Raw genomic sequence first — 19,357 nt, 5'->3', positions numbered from 1 at the left:
CCAAAGCAGTTATCGTTTCCTCCAGGCGATCCCATGCAGGGCCGACCGCCGAGGCACCCAAAACGCCGGGGCCGGAACGTGATTCCCGGCTGCGCGGATCGCCTCCCGGGGTCTCCGGTGGTGTGATGAGGGGGACGGCGTGCGTCTTAGCGGCGAGGTGCGATGAGCCTGCTATTGCCGGCGGCGTTGCCGCCGGCGCGGGCCGGCATAACGCAGCGCAGCACCGCCGATGAACGTAACCGCGTGCTGCGCAGGGCAATTATCGCCTCCGCGGTCGGCAATGCCACCGAGTGGTATGACTACGGCGTCTACGCCGTCGTGGCGACCTACCTCACCGGGGCGTTCTTCCCGGGCACCCTCGGCAACGTCGGCACCATGCTCGGCTTTGCAGTGTCGTTCGTGCTGCGGCCGCTGGGCGGCATGGTCTGGGGCCCGATCGGCGATCGGTTCGGACGCAAGTCGGTGTTGGTCGCCACCATCGCGCTGATCGCGGTGGCTACCACTTTGATGGGTGTGCTGCCCACCTACGCGACGGCCGGCTGGTGGGCGCCCGCCCTGCTGATCGCGCTACGGGTGGTTCAGGGGTTCTCCACTGGCGGCGAATACGGCGGTGCCGCAACATTTATGGCTGAAAGCGCACCCGACGCCAAACGTGGAACCTACGGCAGCTTCCTGGAGTTCGGCGCGGTAGCCGGGTTCGTGCTCGGCAGCGCCGTCGTACTCGCACTGGAGGCGATGCTCACCCACGAGCAGATGGCGGCCTGGGGGTGGCGGATCCCGTTCCTGTTGGCCCTGCCGCTGGGCGTGGTGGGCCTGGCGTTGCGCAGCCGGATGGAAGAGACGCCGGTGTTCACCGAATGCGTTGCCTGCGAGGAGATCACCGGTTCGGCGTGGGACCGCCTGGTGGACCTGCTCACCAACTACACCCGGCCGATCGCGGTAACCTTCGCATTGTTCGTGGTGCTCAACATCATCGACTACACCCTGGTGACCTACCAGCCGACCTATTTGCACGCCACGGCCGGGCTCGACGAGCGCAGCCGGACGACGGTGGTGCTGATCGGGGAGCTGGCGATGATGGCCTGCATCCCGTTCGCCGGCGCCTGGTCGGACCGGATCGGCCGCAAGCCGCTGTGGCGGGTCTCGCTGCTGGGATTCGCCGCGCTGGCGTTGCCGATGTACTGGCTGATGGGCCAAGGCTTCGGCTGGGCGCTAGTGGGTTTCACGGTGCTCAGCGTGCTGTTCGCGGCGCCGTTGGCCACGGTGTCGGCGACGTTCCCGGCGCTGTTTCCCACCCAGGTGCGTTACGCCGGCTTCGCGATCGCCGACAATGCGGCGGTGGCGGTGTTCGGCGGCACCGCGCCCGTGGTGGCCGACACCGTCATCGAGCGCACCGGGTGGCAGTTGTTTCCGGCCGCCTACCTGGTGTTCGCCGCGCTGATCGGTCTGGTGGCCCTGCGGTTCCTGCCGGAGACGGTCGGTTACTCCCTGCGCGGTACCGGTGTTCCCGGTGTGCAGGGCGAGCTCGAGTGCGAGCTGGCGGCGCTGACCGCCGGCCCGCCGGCCGGGGCGACTCGCAACGCGGCGTTCGAGGCGGAGTGGGCCGTCGACAAGTACCTGCGGCCGCAGCAGCGCACGCCCGCCGGCTATCGCGGCGTCCCGCAACTCGCCGGTGTGAGCGGCCCCCGGATCAGGGTCTGATCAGGGTCTCACCCTCGGTGTATTGGCTCAGCAGCCGGCCGACCGTGTCAGGGGCGTAAGGTCTGGCTTTCAGGTGCAGCAGTTCGGGTCAAGTGCGGTGCACAGTGCCTGCAGGGCCTCCGGGCGGACCCGGTGGAACACGTTCATCCCGCGCCGATCGGATACCACCAGGCCGGCCTTGCGCAGCTGGGTCAGGTGGTGGCTGACCGTGGAGTCGCTCAGATCCAGCACCGCGGCCAGGTCACCGGAACTCTCCTCACCGGCGGTCGAGCTGAACAGATGCGACACGATCTTGACTCGCGCCGGATCAGCTAATGCCTTGAGCCGCAACGCAATCCCCAGCGCATCGGCATCGTTCATTGGCCCCGAGGCCACCGGAGCACAACACACCGGCGCGGACATGTCGATCGCCGGCAACGCTTTGGGCATGGCCCCCATCCTGCCACACCCTGTTGACATATGCCGAAAAGGTGGAGCATGCTGGAGCGCGTCCATTAGTTCGATATATGTCTCACAAGCCGGAGGTGTTTGTCATGGCCCGGATTCAGCTCGCCCTCAACGTCGATGACCTCGACGCCGCGATTGCGTTCTACTCGACGCTGTTCAATGCCGAGCCGGCCAAGGTCAAGCCCGGCTACGCCAACTTCGCGATCGCCGACCCGCCGCTGAAGCTGGTGCTGTTGGAAAACCAGGGCCAGGGCGGCACCCTCAACCACCTGGGTGTGGAGGTGGCCTCCAGCGAGGTTGTGCACGCCGAGATTGCCCGGTTGAGTGAAGCGGGGATGTTCACCGAGGAGGAGATCGGCGCCACCTGTTGCTTCGCCACCCAGGACAAGGTCTGGGTGACCGGCCCCGGTAACGAGCGCTGGGAGGTCTACACCAAACTCGCCGACACCGAGACCTTCGGCGCCAGCCCGCAGCACCCCGATAATGACGTTGACGGTCACCAGGTGTGCTGCGGCAGCACCGCCAACGCACCCGACGAGTCCGCGGCCGCCCCGGCCTCGTGCTGCTGACCCCACGACCGAACCCCACAGGCGGTGATGGATGACTACCAGCGCAACAGCGATCCACCCGGCGGCGGCACGGCTTTCCACCCTGGACAGGCTGCTGCCGCTCTGGATCGGACTGGCCATGGCCGCCGGCCTGACCTTGGGCCGCATCATCCCTGGCCTCGGCGACGCGCTCAGCGCCGTGCAGCTCGACGGGATCTCCCTGCCGATCGCGGCCGGCCTGCTGATCATGATGTATCCGGTGCTGGCCAAGGTCCGCTACGACCGCCTCGACGCCGTCACCTCCGATCGACGACTGCTGGTCAGTTCCCTGGTGCTCAACTGGCTGCTGGGCCCGGCGGTGATGTTCGCGCTGGCCTGGCTGCTGCTGGCCGATCTGCCCGAATACCGCACCGGCCTGATCGTGGTCGGGTTGGCGCGCTGCATCGCCATGGTCATCATCTGGAACGACCTGGCTTGCGGGGACCGCGAAGCCGCCGCCTTGCTGGTCGCGCTGAACTCGATCTTCCAGGTCGTCATGTTCGCCGCACTCGGCTGGTTCTACCTGGCGGTGTTGCCCGGTTGGCTCGGGTTGCCGCAAGCCAGCATCGAGGTGTCCCCGTGGCAGATCGCGAAATCGGTAGTGATCTTCCTGGGCATCCCGCTGGCGGCCGGGTACCTATCGCGGCGGATCGGCGAACGCACGAAAGGCCGAGACTGGTATGAGGCCCGGTTCCTGCCGCGCATCGGGCCGTGGGCGCTCTATGGTCTGCTGTTCACCATCGTGATCCTCTTTGCGTTGCAAGGCGATCAGATCACCCACCAGCCCCTCGACGTCGTTCGTATCGCCGTCCCGTTGCTGGCCTACTTCGCGATCATGTGGGGCGGCGGCTACCTCCTCGGCGCGGCACTGGGCTTGGGGTACGCACGTACCACCACCCTGGCGTTCACCGCAGCCGGCAACAACTTCGAACTGGCCATCGCCGTGGCGATCGCCACCTGGGGCGCCACCAGCGGCCAGGCCCTCGCCGGGGTGGTCGGCCCCCTGATCGAGGTGCCCGTCCTCGTCGGCCTGGTCTACGCCTCCTTGGCGCTGCGGTCCAGCTTCACCCAACCCGACACCGCGGCAACGTGATGCCTACGAAACCCAGTGTGCTGTTCGTCTGCGTGCACAACGCCGGCCGCTCCCAAATGGCCGCCGCCCTCTTGGAACACCTGGCCGGTGACCGCATCGAAGTCCGTTCGGCCGGGACCGAACCCGCCGACCAGATCAACCCGGTCGCCATCACCGCCATGGCCGAACTCGGCATCGACATCACCACCAACGCGCCCAGCATCCTTACCGCCGGCACCGTCCAAACCAGCGATGTCGTGGTCACCATGGGCTGTGGCGACACTTGTCCCTACCACCCGGGCGTGACATACCGCGACTGGAAGCTCGACGACCCCGCCGGCCAACCCCTCGAAGTTGTTCGCAGGATCCGCGACAACGTTCGCGAGCACGTCCATGCCTTAATGGACGAACTCCTGCCACCCGAGGCCCGCGATCAGCACTGAGGTTGCGCACCACTGGTGCCTTAGTCCCGGATCGAATGAAATGCAGCACAGATAAATTGGCGGCGCGCCAATGCGGCCCCCGGATCAGGGTCTGATCACCCGCATGCCATAGAGGTAGGTGGTCAGGTATTCCTCGATCACCGGGGCCCGGACCTCCTTGGCCTCGGGGATCGTGATGAGCAAGGCGTACAGCCCGACCAGAAACGAGATGCCGTTGTGCATGACGTCGACCTCGGCCGGGATCTCGCCGCGGTGGCGGGCCCGCTCCAGTTCCTCGATGACCGCCACGATCACCGGGTGCGTAGGCCACACCTCCGACGGCGGTCGGGTCGGCGAGAAGTGCAGTACCAGAAGCTCTTTGAACAAATGACCGCCCAGGCGACGCTCTAGCTTCTCCAGCACCTGCACGATCTGCGCCAAAGTGGCCCGCACATCATGCTCGCGGGCGAAGAAGCGCGCCAGCTCGGCGGCCATCCGTTCTTCCTCGCGACGCTCCAGCTCCAGCAGGACGTGTTCTTTGGTGGGGAAGTGGAAGAAGAACGTGCCGTGGGCCACGCCCGCCGCCGTGACGACGGCGCCGATGTCGGCGGCGGCCATGCCGGCGCGCTTGAACTCGGCGAGGGCCGCTCCCAGCAGCCGTTCGCGGGTCTGCAGACCTTTGCGGCTGCGACTGTCGGGCTTGGGGTTGGGCACGGCGGGCTTTCTCCGGGTTCGGCGCACTGGTCTGGTCGAGTCTAAACCATCGCAAAACTGACTGTAATCAAAAAAATGCTTGGCATCGGTGATCGGGGCCGCTACGGTACGAGTGGCGTAATCACTGCCATAGCAGGGCTCTCAGCAGTGCCTTGGTGGCAGATCGGCGGCCGTCAGCGGCCGTCAGCCAGTTGACTCGAGTCATCTCGGAGGGGTTCGGTGCAGATTCTCCAGGAAGTTCAAGACCTGCCGAGTGCGGGCAACGTCAAAGCCCAGTGGGTCAGTTTGTGGACCGGGCCGGCGGTCGGTGCTGTGCTGGTGGTCGCGCTGCTGGCGTTCCCCGGTTTCTGGCCCCCGATGTCGCCCACCCTGACCGCCGAACAAGTCGCTCGCTACTACGCCGAGCACACCGACTGGATTCGGTTCAGTCAGATCACCTTCAACCTGTGCGGGATCATGCTGCTGCCGTTCTTCATGGTGATCGTGGTCCAGATGAAACGCATGAAAACCCAGAGCCACATCTTCGCCTACTGCTATCTGACCGCGATCGTCAGCGGTACCACCATCTTCGCGCTGTCGAACGTCTTCTTCCTGGTCGCGGCGTTTCGCCCGGACCGCAACCCGGAACTGACCATGTTGCTCAACGACCTGGCCTGGATCGTGTTCATCGCACCCATCGGGATGGTGCTGGCACAGTTCCTGCTGCTGGCCGCCGCGGTTCATTTCGACGACGGACCCGACCCGGTCTTCCCGCGCTGGGTCGGGCCCTACTCGCTGGCCACCGGTGTGGCGATCACCCCGGCGGCAGGCGCGGCGGTCTGGCAGACCGGCCCGCTGGCCTGGGATGGGCTGCTGTCGTTCTGGTTGCGCAACGGGGCGTTCGCGGCGTTCGTCGTGGTGATGTTCTTCGTGCTGCGTCGTGCGGTGCTGCGCCAGGCGGTGGCCGAGGGAGTGGTGGCCGGGTGAACCTGCTGACCCCCGACCGGTACGTCACCACGACAGACGGCGTCCCGGCCGGCAAACCCGATGTGCGCTTTCTGACCTGGTTCTTCCCGGTCTGGTACACCGTCTTCGGCGTCATCATCTGCGTGCTGACGCGGGTGACGCCGCCGCCGCGGCCGGACGTCACCACCGCCGGGAAGGTCGCGTTCTTCACCGAACACCACCTGACCATCCAGATCGGGTTCGTGCTGCTGCTGATCCTGCTGGGCGGTGCCCCCCTCACCAACGGCCTGGTCCTGTACCACATGAAACGGATGTCGGTGGGGTCGGTGTTCGCCTACGGCTACATCGGCGGCATGAGCGTCGGCGCCCTGCCGGGGTTCCTGCTGGTCGGCGTCTGCTACCTGACCGCGACATTTCGGCCCGACCGTGATCCGGAGCTCATCGGCTGGCTCTACGACCTGGGCAACCTGTCCTACAACGGGTCGCTGGGATGCTTCACCACCGCCTACATCGTGCTGGCCATCGCCGTGCTGTACGACAAGAACGGCGTTTTCCCGAAATGGTTTGGCTACGTGACCGTTTGGCAGGTCATCACCGAGGTGATCGCCACCCAGTTCTTCCTGTTCTACTCCGGGCCGCTCGCCTGGAATGGTGTGCTCAGCCTCTGGTGGGCGGTCGTGGTGTTCTCGGTGTGGCTGGGTGCGCTGGTCTTCGTGCTGCGGGCGGCCACTATCCGCGAGCCGGTCGACTCGCCAGGCCTGGACTGAAGCACCGGAAGGAAACCCATGCTGCAACGTGATGCTCCGACCACAACGGAAACCCGAGTGCCGGGCGACGGCCACATCTGGGTGATGGTGCTGGGCGATCTGCTCATCTTCACCGGCTACCTCGTCATCTTCATCGTCTACCGGACCATGAATCCGGCCGACTTCCTTGCCGCCCAACAACATCTCAACGTCAACATCGGTGTGATCAACACGGTGGTGTTGCTGACCAGTTCCTGGTTCGTGGCGCGCAGTGTGCTGGCCGCCAGGGCCGGAAACCACCGCTCGGCGGTGCGGTTCGTCTATGCCGGGGCAGGCGGCGGGGTGTTGTTCATGGTGCTCAAGAGCTACGAATGGGCGGCCAAGATCAGCGCCGGGCACACCAACTCCGACTTGTTCTTCTCGTTCTACTACGTGATCACCGGTGTGCATCTGGTGCACGTGGTGATCGGACTGATCGCGCTCGGCGTGGTCGTCCGGGAGCTGAACAACCCGGGGCGGCGCCGGCTCATGGTGGTCGAGTCGGCAGCGATTTACTGGCACATGGTGGATTTGTTGTGGGTCATCATCTTTGGCCTGCTCTACGTGATGAGGTGAGCATGACGGTCTTGGGCTACCGCCAACATTCAGAGGGCACCGAGCGGTCGTTGACCCGGGTCTGGCTCGTGCTGGTGGCGATCACCATCGGATCGTGGACCCTGGCGCCGGCGCACATCACCCATGTCGCGCAGGCCAGCGCGGGAGTCACCGCGCTGGTGCTGGCACTGACATTCATCAAGTCACGCATGATCATCGGCCACTTCATGGAAGTCCATACCGCGCCGCGCTGGCTCAGACGTGCCACCGACGGCTGGCTGGCCGCGTTGATCGGGGCGATCTTCGTGATCTACCTGTTCTGAGCCGCAAGGGGTCGCGCGCCATGGGCGCGGGGGTCAGGCCTTGATGCGGATCTCACCGGGTGACCACCAGCCGCTGCGGGTCGCGCTGCCCAGCTCCAGCTCGGCCGGCGTGGCCGAGGTGACCTCGTCGAACTTGCGCAGCGAGCCCCAGTCCCGGCCCCAGTCGTGGTTGAGATACGTGGCCATCACGTGCGCCCGCAGCAGCATGTCGGAGATACCCAGCAACCCACCGTTGACACCGTCCTGCCAGGTGTCGGTGTCCTGCTTCTTGGCGTTGTAGTCCGGGGTGATCCGGTACTTGGGTACCTCGGTGACACCGTTGGCGTGCAGCATCGGGTGCTGGCACGGGAACGCCAGGCCCACCGCCCAGTCCAGCAGCACCGGCTGCTCGGAGCCGATGTACTCCTGGATGGTCTTGACCTCGGGCAGCCGCGGTGGGGTGAACGCGATCCAGTCCCGCGGGTTCAGCGACTTGTCCACGGCCACAATGCGAACCGCGACCGCGTCAGCGGGGATCTGTTCGCGCGGGTAGCGCAGGTTGCGCCACATCCGTGGCCACTCGCCGAACAGGTCGTAGGGCACCAGCCGTCCGCCGGGAACGACGGCGCCGTCCGGGCCGGGCAGCCCGTACTCCAGCTGCACGTCCTGGCCGGTGGTGTAGCCCTTGAGCACGCTGTTGCCGGCGATGGTGCCCGCCGCGGTCACCGCCAGCAGCGGGTGCGCGTCGTCGGCCGGGGGCAGGGCGTACCAGGCGGAGGTCAGCTTGGACTCCTGCTGGCCCTCGGTGCTGTAGCTGCCGGCCAACGGAATTCGCGCCGGATCCAGCCCGTAGGGCAGCGGGACGGTCGAACCGTTGACGCCCGGGGTCTTCAGCTTCTTCGGGGCGTCCCAGTCGTAGTCGGTGCCCGGCTGGGTGATCGACATCCGCAGCGCCTCGGCCACCACCTTCTCCGGCACCCCGCTGGCGGTAAACCCGACCGGGTCGGAGCCGCCGAGTGGACCGAGCTCGCCGTACCTGCCCGGCAGCGGCGTCAGCGCGCCGTCGTTGGCGTCCGGTTCGACCAGCACGTCGTCGGCCAGACCGCAGCCGCCGACGAACGCGCGCACGTTGGCCAGGCCGTTGGAGTAGCTGGGGTACTCGCGCACGATCCCGATCGCCATCGAGGCCACGAAAACGCACACCATGAAGCCGGCGGCCACCGGAACCGGGGCGGCGGTCAGCGCCCGCGCGACCCGGCCCTCACCGCGGCCCCGCGGTGCGAAGTGCAGCCACGCCGCCCATCCGGCGGCGACGGCGAACAACGCGAAGAAGACTGTGCTGACGGTGATCCCGCCGAACCGCGGCATGTCGGCGTTGAACGGCACGCCGTAGCTCGAGACGTACCACCAGCCGTTGGTGGTAGCGAAACACAGTGCCAACACGAACAGCACCGCCGCCGCGAACGCCATCCGGTTACGCGACCAGCGCACCACCTGACGCGATACCAGCACGGTGGTCAGTGCGGCCATCGCTCCGGCCACCGCGGCGAACAGCCCGAAGTGGTGCACCCATTTGGTGGGGGCGAACATCAGCGAGAACATCGTCGCCAGGATGACGCCCATCAGCCGCCATACCGGGCCGCTGGCCACTCCGGCGATCCGCTTGCGGCGCAACATGATGAACATCGCGGTGAACAGGCACAGCGCGCAGATCAGGAACCCGAACCGCCGCGACAGCGAGCCGTCGACGGTGGGCAGGATCAGGTAGTAGTAGCGCAGGTTCTCGGTGTACCAGGCCTGGCTGGGCCCGATCGCGGTGCGAATCCTGGTGGCTTCCAACACCGCCCGAATGGTCTGGTCGGCGAACACCACGGTCAGGATCACCGCGCCGGCCGCCAGCAACGGCGCCACCAGCGCCCAGGTGCCGTGAATGCGATGACGACGCACCAAGATCCGCAGCAGCGGCCGGCCACCGGCCAGCAGTGCGGCCACCGCGATCAGCCCGGTCGGCTGGATGCCCAGGGTGAACGCGGCGCAGATGATCGCCAGCGCGGCCGGGGTGAGCCGGCTGGAGATGATCGCGCGTTCCACCAGCACCCAGGTGATCAGCGCCCCGACCGCGATGATGCCCTCGGGCCGCAGACCGTTGTTGAACGGCATCCATGCCGCCAGCAGCACCATCCCGGCCGCCCACAGCGCGGGCTTGCTGGCCGCCACCGCGGGGCCGAACCGCGGCAGCACCTCGCGGGACAGCAGCAGCCAGCACACCAGCCCGGCGGCCAAGTCCGGCAACCGGATCCAGATGCTGGCATCGGAGACATGCGTCATCAGCGCCAGCAGGTTGTAGTACCAGCCGAACGGGTCTTCGGGGCTGCCGAACCAGCGGAAGTAGTTGCTCATGTAGCCGGCGTGGTCGGCCACCCGGGCCATGCCCAGGATGTAGCCGTCGTCAGAGGAGTTCGCGCCGATCACGTACCAGAGGCCGAACCCGAGCACCACGGCGACGTCGGCCATGCTGAAGAACCGCCAGCGGGACGGGATCAGCCGGTGCATCCGCCGGCCGTCGAGCCGGTCCAAGCGCCACAGCGCCAGCACCGCGATCACGGTGGCCAGAATCGCCGCGTAGATCGCGATGCGCTTGAGCACCGTGGGCTTGGTGGAGAACCGGGTGTCGATGTCGGCGGTCAGCGAAAGGCCCTGCGGCGCCGGGCCGGCCAGGTCGGTGAACACCCCGACGATCTGCGGGCGCAGGTTCGGGTCGGCCCAGCCGTAGCGCTGGGTGACCCCGCCGATGGTGGCGAAGGTGCCGGCGTGCGAGGAGGTCACCTCGATGTCGGTGCAGCCGGGACCTTCCACCTTGGCCCGCGGCGCGGTGGCCAGCACCACGTTGCGGTCGGTGACGTCGACCCGCTTCTCGGTGACGGTGATGAACAGCCCGTTGAGCGCGGCGTCCTTGCCCTTGGCCGGGGCGGTGGACAGCAGTGTGCCGCCCTCGGCCGGCAGCTCGCGCACCAGCGCGCACGGCGCCGTCACCGACATCGACACCGGGGTCTGCGAGATCAGCGGCGCGGTAACACTGTTCAGTTCGCCGTGCTGCGGCCAGGTCAGCGTCGCGGTGGTCTGCACCACCGGCAGCAGCGGGGTGGCCACCGACAGCAGGAAGCCGACCAGGCCGGCGATGATCGCTACCAGGCGCGTGGTGCGGATACTCATGGCAGTGCTCGAATCGGTCCGGGCCGGCTCCAGCCGGTAACGGTCAGGGTGCCCTGGTCGATCGCGGCGTCGGGCGCGGTCTTGGCCGGGACCAGCCGGTGGTAGGCCTCCACCGCACCCCAGTCGCGATACCAGTCGTCGCGCAGGTAAGTCGGCACGGTGGTCGTCCACAGCATCGCCTGGGTGATCATGAACGGCCCGCCGTCCTCGGCGGACTGCCACAGGTTCGACGACGCCGCGGTCTGCTTGTGATCGGGCATGATCCGGTACTCGGGGAGCTCGGCGACGCCCAGGTGTTGGGCGAACGGCCGCTGGCAGGGGAAGTTCGCCGCCACCGCGATGTCCATCAGCACCGGGGTCTGCGATCCCATCAGCTCGGTGATGGTCTGCACCACCGGCACCCGCGGCGGGGTGAACGCGATCCACTGTTCGGTGGACAGGTTCGGGTCATTGGCGACGATCCGCACGGTGTCGGTGCCCGGCGGCGCCCAGGCCAGCGGGAAACGCAGGTTGCGCCAGGAGTTCTGCGGCCCGATGTCGATCGGCTCCACCTCGCCGAGGCCCTTCACGGTGCCGTCCGGGGCGCTGGCGCCCCACTCCAGCTTGAGCGGCTGGCCGTAGTCGAGCTTGCCGTCCTCGCCGTGCGACCAGATGGCGCCGGCGGCGCTGACGACGACAATGGGCGCCCGTTCCTTCGCCGGCTCGGGCAGCCGGTACCAGACCGAGGTGGCGTGCGCGGCGACCTGTTCCTTGTAGGAGCCGAGCACCGGGGTGACGGCCGGGTCCAGGCCGAACGGCAGTGCCACCCGGGAGCCGTTCACCCCATCGGGGGCGTCGTCGGGCAGCTTGCCGCCGGCGGTGCCCGCGGCGTCGCTCTGGTTGGCGCTGGGTTTGTTGGGTGAGGCGTCGGCGTTGGGCACGCCCGGCTTGGCGATCACCGCCAGCGAGGTGAGGTCGTCGTCGACGGCGTTGGGGTCGAAGCCGTACGGGTCCGCGCCGCCGAGCGGGCCGAGCTCGCCGTACTTCTGGCCCGGGATCGGTTGCAGCAGACCGGCGTTGGTGTCGGGCTCGGTCAGCACGTCGTCGGCCATGCCGCAGGAGGACAGGCCGGACATGAGAGCGTCGGCATTGGCCCGGGCAGTGGTGTAGGCCGGGTAGCGGCCCGCTGCCGCCTTGGCCATCGAACCGACCATCAGCAGCACCATCAGGCTCGCGACCACCAGCAGCGGTGTTGAGGCCAGGATCCGGTTGCGGCGGTTCGGCGTGACCTCGGTGTGGCCGGCGTAGTCCAGCCGGAAGTGCTGCCAGCCGGCCAGCAGCCCGGTGGCGATCGAGGCCGCCAGGAACATCGACGTCACCGGACGGCTCGCGATCACCGGCGGGATGTCGAACCACGGCACGCCGTAGCCGCCGACGTAGAACCAGCCGTTGACCCCCGAGGTCGCCACGGCCACCAGGAACAGCAGCGCGGTGACGTACAGGGTCATGTTGCGTCGGCTGTGCAGGCCGACCCTGGCGAAGGTGAACGCGGTGAGCGCGGCCAGCGCCCCGGCCAGCCCGGCGAACCCGCCGAACTGCACCGCCCACTTGGTCGGGGTGAACGTCAGCAGCAGCAGACCCACCGCGGTCGAGCCGATCAGCCGCCAGGCCGGGCCGCCGGCCACCCCGGTGATCCGCCCGCGCCGCAACAGCACCACCAGCATGGCGAACATGCAGAACAGCAGCACCAGCACCGCGAACCGGCGGGTCAGCGAGGCGTCGACGTTCTCCTCGACGGTCAGGAAGTAGTAGCGCAGGAATTCCTGGTACCAGGCGATGGTGGGGCCGACGACGTATTTGATCCGGGCCGATTCGGCGACCGCGGCCAGGGTCTGCGACCGGCAGGCCACCACGGCGATGGTCGAGGCGGCCGCGGCCAGCACCGCCAGCGGGGCTAGGAGCCCGTCGGTAAGGCGCCGGGTTCGGATGACGGCTTCGATCTTGCGGGAGCCGGTCAGCAGCGGAGCCAGCGCGATCAGCCCGTGCGGGGCCAGCGTGACGGTGAAGACGGCCACCACGATCGCCCACGCCGTCGGCACCAGCCGGCGGGTGGCGATGGTGCGCTCCACCAGTACCCAGACCATCAGGGTGCCCAGCGCGATCAGCGGCTCCGGGCGCAGGCCGTTGTTGAACGGCAGCCACGCCGCGGCGAACATCATCGCGGCGGTGAACACCGCGATCCGGTTGCTCGACAGCCGGCCCAGCCGGGGCAGGATCATCCGGCTGATGATCAGCCAGCAGGCCATGGCGGCGGCGGTGGCCGGCAGGCGCATCCACACTCCGGCGGTGCTGACCGTGCTCAACTGGCCCAGCAGGGCGGGATACCAGTCGAACGGGGCCTCGCTGGCGCCGAAGAACCGGTAGTAGTTGGCGACGTATCCCGCGTGCGCGACGTTGCGCGCCATCGTCAGGTTGTAGCCGTCGTCGCTGGAGATCGCGCCGATGACGTGCCACAGCGCCAGGATGCCCAGCACGCCGACGTCGGCCAGCCAAGTGATCGGGTTGGCCTTGAGCCGGCGTCGCCAGCTGCGCGGGGTGCGGTGGGTCTGGCGGCGATCCAGTACCGCCAGGGCTGCAATCGATGCCAGCACCGCGATGATCCCGAGCGCCATCACCGCGGCCTTGAGCGTGGTGGGGTTGGTGATGAACCGGGTGTCGACGGTGATGTGCGCGCTCAAGCCGGGCTGCGGGGCGATCTTCAGTTCGGTGAAGATACCGCCGATCTGCGGCTTGTTCTCCGGAGGCAGGCTGCCGGCCGCGCCCGGGATGCCGACGAACTCCGCGCCGACCTCACCGGCGTTGGCCCACAGGCGCAGGTGGCTGCAGTCGGCGAGCTTGTCCCGGGGGGCGGCCGCGGCCACCTGGTCGCGGTAGGCGGCGAACACGGCGGTCTTGTTGGCCCGCACGAACAGGCCGTGTGCGGTGGCGTCGACGCCGCCGGCCGGCACGGTCGACAGCACCAGGCCACCCTTTTCCGGCAGGGCGGACATCGCCTCGCAGGGGATGGTGATGTCCAGGCCTTTGGGGGCGCCGGAGACCAGCGGGGCGGTGACGTCGGTGATATGGCCGTCGGCGTTTGTGCCCTGCGGCCAGGCGATGGTGGCGGTGGTCTGCTTGACCGGGAGCAGCGGGGTGATGCCGCACAGCAATACGCCGGTGATTCCGGCGACCACCGCGATCAGCCGGGCTAGCCGATAATTGGGCCGGTCGTGGGGGGAGGACACGAGCCTCGATGCTATGCGACGGGATGGGTGACGTCGGGACCCCGTCCGGCCCGTCCCGGTGGGAACCCCGGCCCGCTGCCTGCCGCGGCGGGGAGATATGTGGTTGTTGCTCAAAGGCGGGCATCCATATGGTCCGGAGCCGCCGCGGTGCGGAAACCGGCGGCGGGAAATCAGTGCCGCAGCGGCGCGGGGCTCCACAGCCCGGACCGGACCGCGGTGCCCAGATCCAGCTCAGCCGGCGTCGCCTTGTAATACGGCGTCAGCTGCTGCAGGGCACCCCAGTCGCGGAACCAGTCGTCGGCCAGATAGCTGGGCACCGTCGTCGCGCGCACCAGCAACTCGGTGATGCCCAGCGGGCCGCCGCCGTTGTTGTCCATCACCGGCGAGTTCGCCTCGGCGCCGAACCGGTCCGGCAGGATCCGCCACTTGGGCACCTCGGTCACCCCGTTCTGGTGGCCGAACGGGCGCTGACACGGGAACGCCAAACCGACCAGCCAGTCCAGCAGCACCGGATCCGACGACCCGACCACCTCCTGCAGGCTGCTCAACTGCGGGACGCGCGGCGGCGTCACCGCGATCCAGTGCTGCGGCGCCAGGTCGTTGTCGCGCACCACCAGGCGCACCACGGTGGCGTCGGCCGGGACCGCCGACATCGGCGCGCGCAGGTTGCGCCATGCCGGCACCGCCCCGATGTCACCGAAGTCGATGCTGCCGCCGGGCTTGTCGGCCGCGGCGCCGGCGTCGGTGGCCCACTGCGCGGTGACCTCGCCGCGGTCGAAGCGGCCCGCGGCCGCCACCACCAGCAACGGCCCGGCGCTGGCCCGGTCGGCGGGCAGCCGGTACCACGCCGAGCGCAGCTGTGCGGGCACCTGGACACCGGGGCGCCAACTGCCCAGCACCGGCACCCGGGCCGGGTCGAGCTTGTAGGGCAGCCGGGCCCGGGAGCCGTTGATGCCCTCGCGGGCCGTGGTGCCGCCCTCGGTGCCGGCCTCACCGCCGGACTCGCTACCGGCCTCACCGCCGGTCTGGGCGTCGTCGTCGGCCAGCCTGCCCAACCCGGGCGGGCCGATCAGCTGGTCGGCGGAGACGTCGGTGGGAATCCCGTTGGGGGTGAAGCCCGTCGAGAACGTGGCGCCCAGCGCGTCGGCGGTCGGCATCGAGACCGGCGCCAGCATCCCGGCGTTGGGGTCCTGCTCGACCAGCACGTCGTCGGCCAGCCCGCAGGTCTTGCCGGTTAACGCGGCCAGGTTGGAGCGGCCCACCGTCCACGCCGGGTACTGACCGAGCATCGCCACCGTCAGCGACACCACCTGGAAGACGATCAGCACCCAGCAGGCGATCGCCAAGGGGTAGCCGGACAGCGCCGTGAAGCGCGGCGGGCGGTCTTCGCCGTTGAAGAAGTGGAACCAGGCCGCCACCAGCAGCGCCAGCACCGTCAGCCCCACCCCCATCGTGGCGAACGCCAGGTGCCACTTGGGGAAGGCATTGGACCACGGCACCCCGAAGTTCGAGACGTACCACCAGCCGTTGACGCTGGCGAGCGACAGTGCGGTGATGAACAGCACCAGCGCGGTGAACAGCGTTCGGTTGCGCCGGGAGCGCATCGCCGCGGCGCCGACCGCGACGGCGGCCAGCGCACCCAGGGATCCGGCCAGCCCGGCGAACACCCCGAAGTGATGCGTCCACTTGGTGGGGGTGAACATCATCGCGATGAACGAGATGATGGTGATCCCGATGATGCGCCGGCTCGGCCCGGCCGCGGTGCCGGGAATCCGGCCCTTGCGCAACGCCATTGCCACGCTCATCACCAGCGCGACACCGAGCGCCAGCACCGGGAACCGCCGCGCCACCGAACCGTCCGGGGTGGCCAGGAACAGCCGCTCGTAGCGGACGTGCTCCTCGAACCAGGCCAGGCTGGGCCCGACCGCGGACTTGAGCGTGCTGGCCTCGATCTCGCCGGCCAGGGTTTGGTCGCGGAAGATCACGATCGCGGTGATGCTGACCGCGGCGGCGATCGGCGCCAGCAGTGGCAGCAACCCGAACTGCGCCGAGCGCCGGTGCAAGATGGTGCGCAGCGGCCCGATCGCCACCAGCAGCGCCCCGATGGAGGCGATGCCCGTCGGCCCGGAGAACAACGTCATCGCGCCGATGATGCAGGCGATCGCCAGCGGCAACAGCCGGCTGGTGGCCACCGCCCGTTCCACCGAGCACCAGGTCGCCAGGATGCCCAGCGCGATGATGGGTTCCGGGCGCAGCCCGTTGTTCAGTGGCAGCCAGAACGCCAGGAACATGCCGGCCGCGGTCCATGCCGCCGCGGTGCTGTGCTTGACGGCATGCCCCAGCCGGGGCAGCACTTCGCGGCTGATCAGCCACCAGCAGGCCAGCGCCATGCCCAGGGTGGGTAGCCGCATCCAGATGCTGGTGGTGGAGACGTGCGACCACAGCGCCAGCAGGTCGTAGTACCAGCCGAACGGCGCCTCCGGGGTGCCGAACCAGCGGTAGAAGTTGGCCATGTAGCCGGCGTTCTCCGACACCCGCGCCATGGTCAGGATGTAGCCGTCGTCGGAGGTGTTGGCGCCCACGAAATGCCACCACACCAGCACCAGCGCCACCAGCGCGTCCAGCGGCGACATCGACCACCAGCGCGCGGGCAGGAAACGGCGGTGCCGGTGGCCGTCGGCGGTGTCCAGGATGTGCAGGGCGATCAGCGCGACCACCGTCAGCGCCACCCCGAGGATCATCGCGGCCAGCTTCAGCGGGGTCGGGGCGCTGGAGAAGCGGGTGTCGACGGTGGCGGAGAAGGCCAGCCCGTCCGGCGCCGGCCCGTCCAGGTCGGTGTAGACGCCGACGATCTGCGGCCGGAAGTCATAGCCGCTGCGGGTGCCGGTCAGCGGTGAGCCGGGGTGCTCGGCGTTGGGCCCGTATTTGAGGCCGACGAATTCGGCGGTGACGCGGTCGGCGTGCGCGGTGAACGTCAGCTGCCGGCAGTCCGGTCCGAGCACCTGCGACAGCGGCGCCACCACCACCGGCACGTTGCGCACCACCAGGACCAGGTCGTCGTTGACGCGTTCGATGAGCAGCCCGCGGTCGACGGCCTTGGGCGCCTGCTTGGGCACCGTGGACAGCAGCACGGTCTTGGTCTTGGTGAGCCCGGCCGCGGCCTGGCAGGGCACGGCGATGTCCAGATCGGTGGCCACGTAGCCGATCAGCGGGGCCTGCACGCTGGTCAACGCGCCGTTCTGCGGCCAGTTCAGCTCGGCGGTGGTCTGCTTGACCGGCAACAGCGGAGTGAGGATCGCCAGCAAGGTGCCCAGTACGCCGGCGACGACGGCGACGGCCCGAGCGATCCGGAAGTCGGCGCGCGTATCGGTCACGGACCTAGATGCTATCGGTGACCTCGGCGGCGGCGTTTGGCGTGTCGGCCGGGCAGACTTGCACCGTGGAGACGCTCGAGTACGCCCCCGGCCGGCTGGCCGATGTGTTCGGTGCGGGTTCGCCGCGGACCGCCCTGCTGTGGCACGGCAAACAGCCCGACGCCCGCGCAGCGGTCCGGCCGCTGGCCGAACGGGTGGCCGCGCACGGCCTGCAGGTGGTGGCCGCCGACTGGAATTCCCACCACGACGACGGCGGGCGCGCCGACCTGCTGGGATCGGTGCGGTTCGCCCGCGACCGGGCTGACGATCCCGACGGGCTGATCCTGGTGGGCTGGTCGATGGGCGGCCTCGCAGCGGCGGGGCTGGCGATCCACGCGAGCCGATACGACGTCGGCTTCTCGCACGTGGTGTGCTTGGCCGGCGCGTTCATGGTTGCCGACCCGATCAGCGGCGAGGTCCCGGCCGCCGCGCTGCCGGGCGAGCGGCGCTGCCCGATCACCTTGCTGCACGGCACCTTCGACGACGTCGTTCCGGTGACCGCGAGCCGCGAGTTCGCCCACGCCCTGGCCCAGCACCAGTGGCCGGTGGAGCTGGCCGAGCTGTCCGCCGATCACGGGTCGATCGCCGGCGCCGTCTACCACCCCGCGACCGACAGCTATGCGGCCGCGACCGACCGACACACGCTGGCGGTGGCCGCCGAGGTGGCCGAGCGGATCAGCGCCGCACCGCCAGCACGAACGGGCCGATCTTCTCCACGCTGAACGCCGGTCCGTCGAACAGCGCGGCGTCCAGGTCGACGGTGTAGCGGCGCACGTTGGGGTGGTTGGGGTAGACGTCTTTGGCCAGCCGCAGCGCGTAGGTGTCCCCGGAACCGGGACGCATCAGAAACACCGTCGGCGCCGGCCACGGCAGGTCGTCGAGCGCGCGGGTGAACTGCTCGGCGGTCTCCAGCTTGGACCAGGCCTCGATGGCGGCGGCGCGGGCGGAGAACTGCGCCAGCGGGTTGGCGTAGTGCGAGGTCAGGCCCTGGAACCCCCAGTAGGGGTAGAAGGACAGGAAGCTGTAGTCGGCGGTGAGCACCACGGTCTCATTCCGGGGCTTGCCGGTGGTCTTGGTGATGGCGGCGTCGACGGCGTCGTAGTACTTGGCCGCGCCGGGCGGGCGCCGGTCGCCGCGTTCGCCGTGGCCGTCGGTGTCGGTGTAGGCGACGGTGATGTCGGGCCGCAGCACCTCGGGGATGTCCTGGCTGAACGCGATCGCCCCGGCCAGCCCGACCGCCGTCGCCGCCGGATACACCACCCGGTGCCAGCCGGTCGCGGCCCCGCCCAAGGCGCGGGCCGCCTCGACGAAGCCGAACACCCCGGCGGTGGCCAGCAGCACCGTCAGCGTCGGCTGCAGCCGGAAGCTCAGCAGTGTGGTGCGGGCCAGCGTGGACAACATCGACAGCAGCGACCACGCGTAGACGCCGAGCACGCCGATCGCCAGCGCGGCGGCGCGGGTGGAGGTTCGGGCCCGCACCACCAGCCATCCGGTGCCCAGCAGGCACAGCGCGCCGAGCAGGGTGAACTGCAGCATCGGGAAGCTCAGTTCGGCGCCGTCGCCGGGCAGGTAGTGCCGGGCGCTGCCGGTGTCGCTGGTCGGGTTGCTCGCGGCGCGCAGCAGGTACGGCGTCCAGGTGATCGCGGCGATGGCCGCGGCGATCACTCCGGCCACGGTGAGCCGGACCAGCGGATTCAGGCTGCGCCGGGTAACTGCTAGGGCCAGCGCCATCAGCACCACGGTGAACGCGGTGTAGGCCACCAGCAGGGTATAGAAGGTGGCCGCGAAGCCCAGGAAGATCCCGGCGCCGGCGACCGCCCCCCAGCCGTTATGTCCGCCGAGCGTGAAGGTGGCTTCACGTTCGGCGGGGGCATGTAACGAATAGTCGCCCAGAACTCACACTGGTGCTCGGCGCCGTAGTCGGTGATCAACCGGCTG

12 protein-coding genes and 2 pseudogenes are annotated in these 19,357 nt (G+C 68.9%); 8 read left to right on the top strand and 6 right to left on the bottom strand.

Translation table 11 applies throughout. The features are described from left to right. Window positions 1-162 precede the first annotated feature (162 nt). Window positions 163-1,701, top strand: a complete 1,539-nt coding sequence (locus A5771_RS08835; protein ID WP_064854844.1) for an MFS transporter — start codon at window positions 163-165, stop codon at window positions 1,699-1,701. A 69-nt stretch (window positions 1,702-1,770) separates the two neighbouring features. Here the strand turns inward: A5771_RS08835 and A5771_RS08830 are convergent, their stop codons facing one another. Next, complete coding sequence (locus tag A5771_RS08830) at window positions 1,771-2,130, bottom strand: Rv2640c family ArsR-like transcriptional regulator (protein ID WP_064854843.1); 360 nt, start codon at window positions 2,128-2,130, stop codon at window positions 1,771-1,773. 104 nt (window positions 2,131-2,234) lie between these two features. On the opposite strand from A5771_RS08830, the gene A5771_RS08825 reads away from it, so the two are divergent. Both A5771_RS08825 and arsB read left to right on the top strand, forming a co-directional pair. Next, complete coding sequence (locus A5771_RS08825; protein ID WP_064854881.1) at window positions 2,235-2,717, top strand: ArsI/CadI family heavy metal resistance metalloenzyme; 483 nt, start codon at window positions 2,235-2,237, stop codon at window positions 2,715-2,717. Between the two features lie 31 nt (window positions 2,718-2,748). Continuing rightward, window positions 2,749-4,250, top strand: a pseudogene (gene arsB / locus A5771_RS08820) (ACR3 family arsenite efflux transporter). An 84-nt stretch (window positions 4,251-4,334) separates the two neighbouring features. On the opposite strand, the gene A5771_RS08810 reads toward arsB, so the two are convergent. Then, window positions 4,335-4,943 carry a TetR/AcrR family transcriptional regulator gene (locus tag A5771_RS08810; RefSeq protein ID WP_064854840.1) on the bottom strand — a complete coding sequence of 203 codons (609 nt, stop codon included), beginning with the start codon at window positions 4,941-4,943 and terminating at the stop codon, window positions 4,335-4,337. A gap of 219 nt (window positions 4,944-5,162) precedes the next feature. Here A5771_RS08810 and A5771_RS08805 point away from each other — a divergent pair, with 219 nt between their 5' ends. Genes A5771_RS08805 through A5771_RS08790 form a run of 4 tightly spaced genes read left to right on the top strand, consistent with a single transcriptional unit; the run spans window position 5,163 to window position 7,551 of the window. Further along, complete coding sequence (locus A5771_RS08805) at window positions 5,163-5,909, top strand: hypothetical protein (protein ID WP_064854839.1); 747 nt, start codon at window positions 5,163-5,165, stop codon at window positions 5,907-5,909. Further along, window positions 5,906-6,655, top strand: coding sequence for a hypothetical protein (locus A5771_RS08800; RefSeq protein WP_064854838.1), 750 nt, complete (start codon window positions 5,906-5,908; stop codon window positions 6,653-6,655). The genes A5771_RS08805 and A5771_RS08800 overlap by 4 nt, the downstream gene beginning before the upstream one ends. Before the next feature lie 18 nt (window positions 6,656-6,673). Then, window positions 6,674-7,249, top strand: coding sequence for a cytochrome c oxidase subunit 3 family protein (locus tag A5771_RS08795; protein WP_064854837.1), 576 nt, complete (start codon window positions 6,674-6,676; stop codon window positions 7,247-7,249). 2 nt (window positions 7,250-7,251) lie between these two features. Continuing rightward, complete coding sequence (locus A5771_RS08790) at window positions 7,252-7,551, top strand: cytochrome C oxidase subunit IV family protein (RefSeq protein ID WP_064854836.1); 300 nt, start codon at window positions 7,252-7,254, stop codon at window positions 7,549-7,551. A 33-nt stretch (window positions 7,552-7,584) separates the two neighbouring features. Here A5771_RS08790 and A5771_RS08785 read toward each other — a convergent pair whose 3' ends face one another. The 3 genes from A5771_RS08785 to A5771_RS08775 form a co-directional block, all read right to left on the bottom strand. Continuing rightward, complete coding sequence (locus A5771_RS08785) at window positions 7,585-10,743, bottom strand: arabinosyltransferase domain-containing protein (protein ID WP_064854835.1); 3,159 nt, start codon at window positions 10,741-10,743, stop codon at window positions 7,585-7,587. After that, window positions 10,740-14,006, bottom strand: a complete 3,267-nt coding sequence (locus A5771_RS08780; RefSeq protein ID WP_064854834.1) for an arabinosyltransferase domain-containing protein — start codon at window positions 14,004-14,006, stop codon at window positions 10,740-10,742. The genes A5771_RS08785 and A5771_RS08780 overlap by 4 nt, the downstream gene beginning before the upstream one ends. Window positions 14,007-14,176: 170 nt before the next feature. Further along, complete coding sequence (locus A5771_RS08775) at window positions 14,177-17,395, bottom strand: arabinosyltransferase domain-containing protein (protein WP_109401071.1); 3,219 nt, start codon at window positions 17,393-17,395, stop codon at window positions 14,177-14,179. Between the two features lie 50 nt (window positions 17,396-17,445). On the opposite strand from A5771_RS08775, the gene A5771_RS08770 reads away from it, so the two are divergent. Then, window positions 17,446-18,141: an alpha/beta hydrolase family protein gene (locus A5771_RS08770; protein ID WP_064854880.1), complete on the top strand. Its 696-nt coding sequence runs from the start codon at window positions 17,446-17,448 to the stop codon at window positions 18,139-18,141. Here the strand turns inward: A5771_RS08770 and A5771_RS08765 are convergent. After that, window positions 18,095-19,285, bottom strand: a pseudogene (locus A5771_RS08765) (arabinofuranosyltransferase); the annotation flags it as partial. The gene A5771_RS08770 and the pseudogene A5771_RS08765 sit on opposite strands and share 47 nt — an antisense overlap. Window positions 19,286-19,357 lie beyond the last annotated feature (72 nt).

This window comes from Mycolicibacter sinensis (genome assembly GCF_001667375.1).
Lineage (GTDB): Bacteria > Actinomycetota > Actinomycetes > Mycobacteriales > Mycobacteriaceae > Mycobacterium > Mycobacterium sinense_A.
The sequence above is the reverse complement of the archived record's forward strand: the minus strand, read 5'-3'. Positions and strand labels throughout refer to the sequence as shown.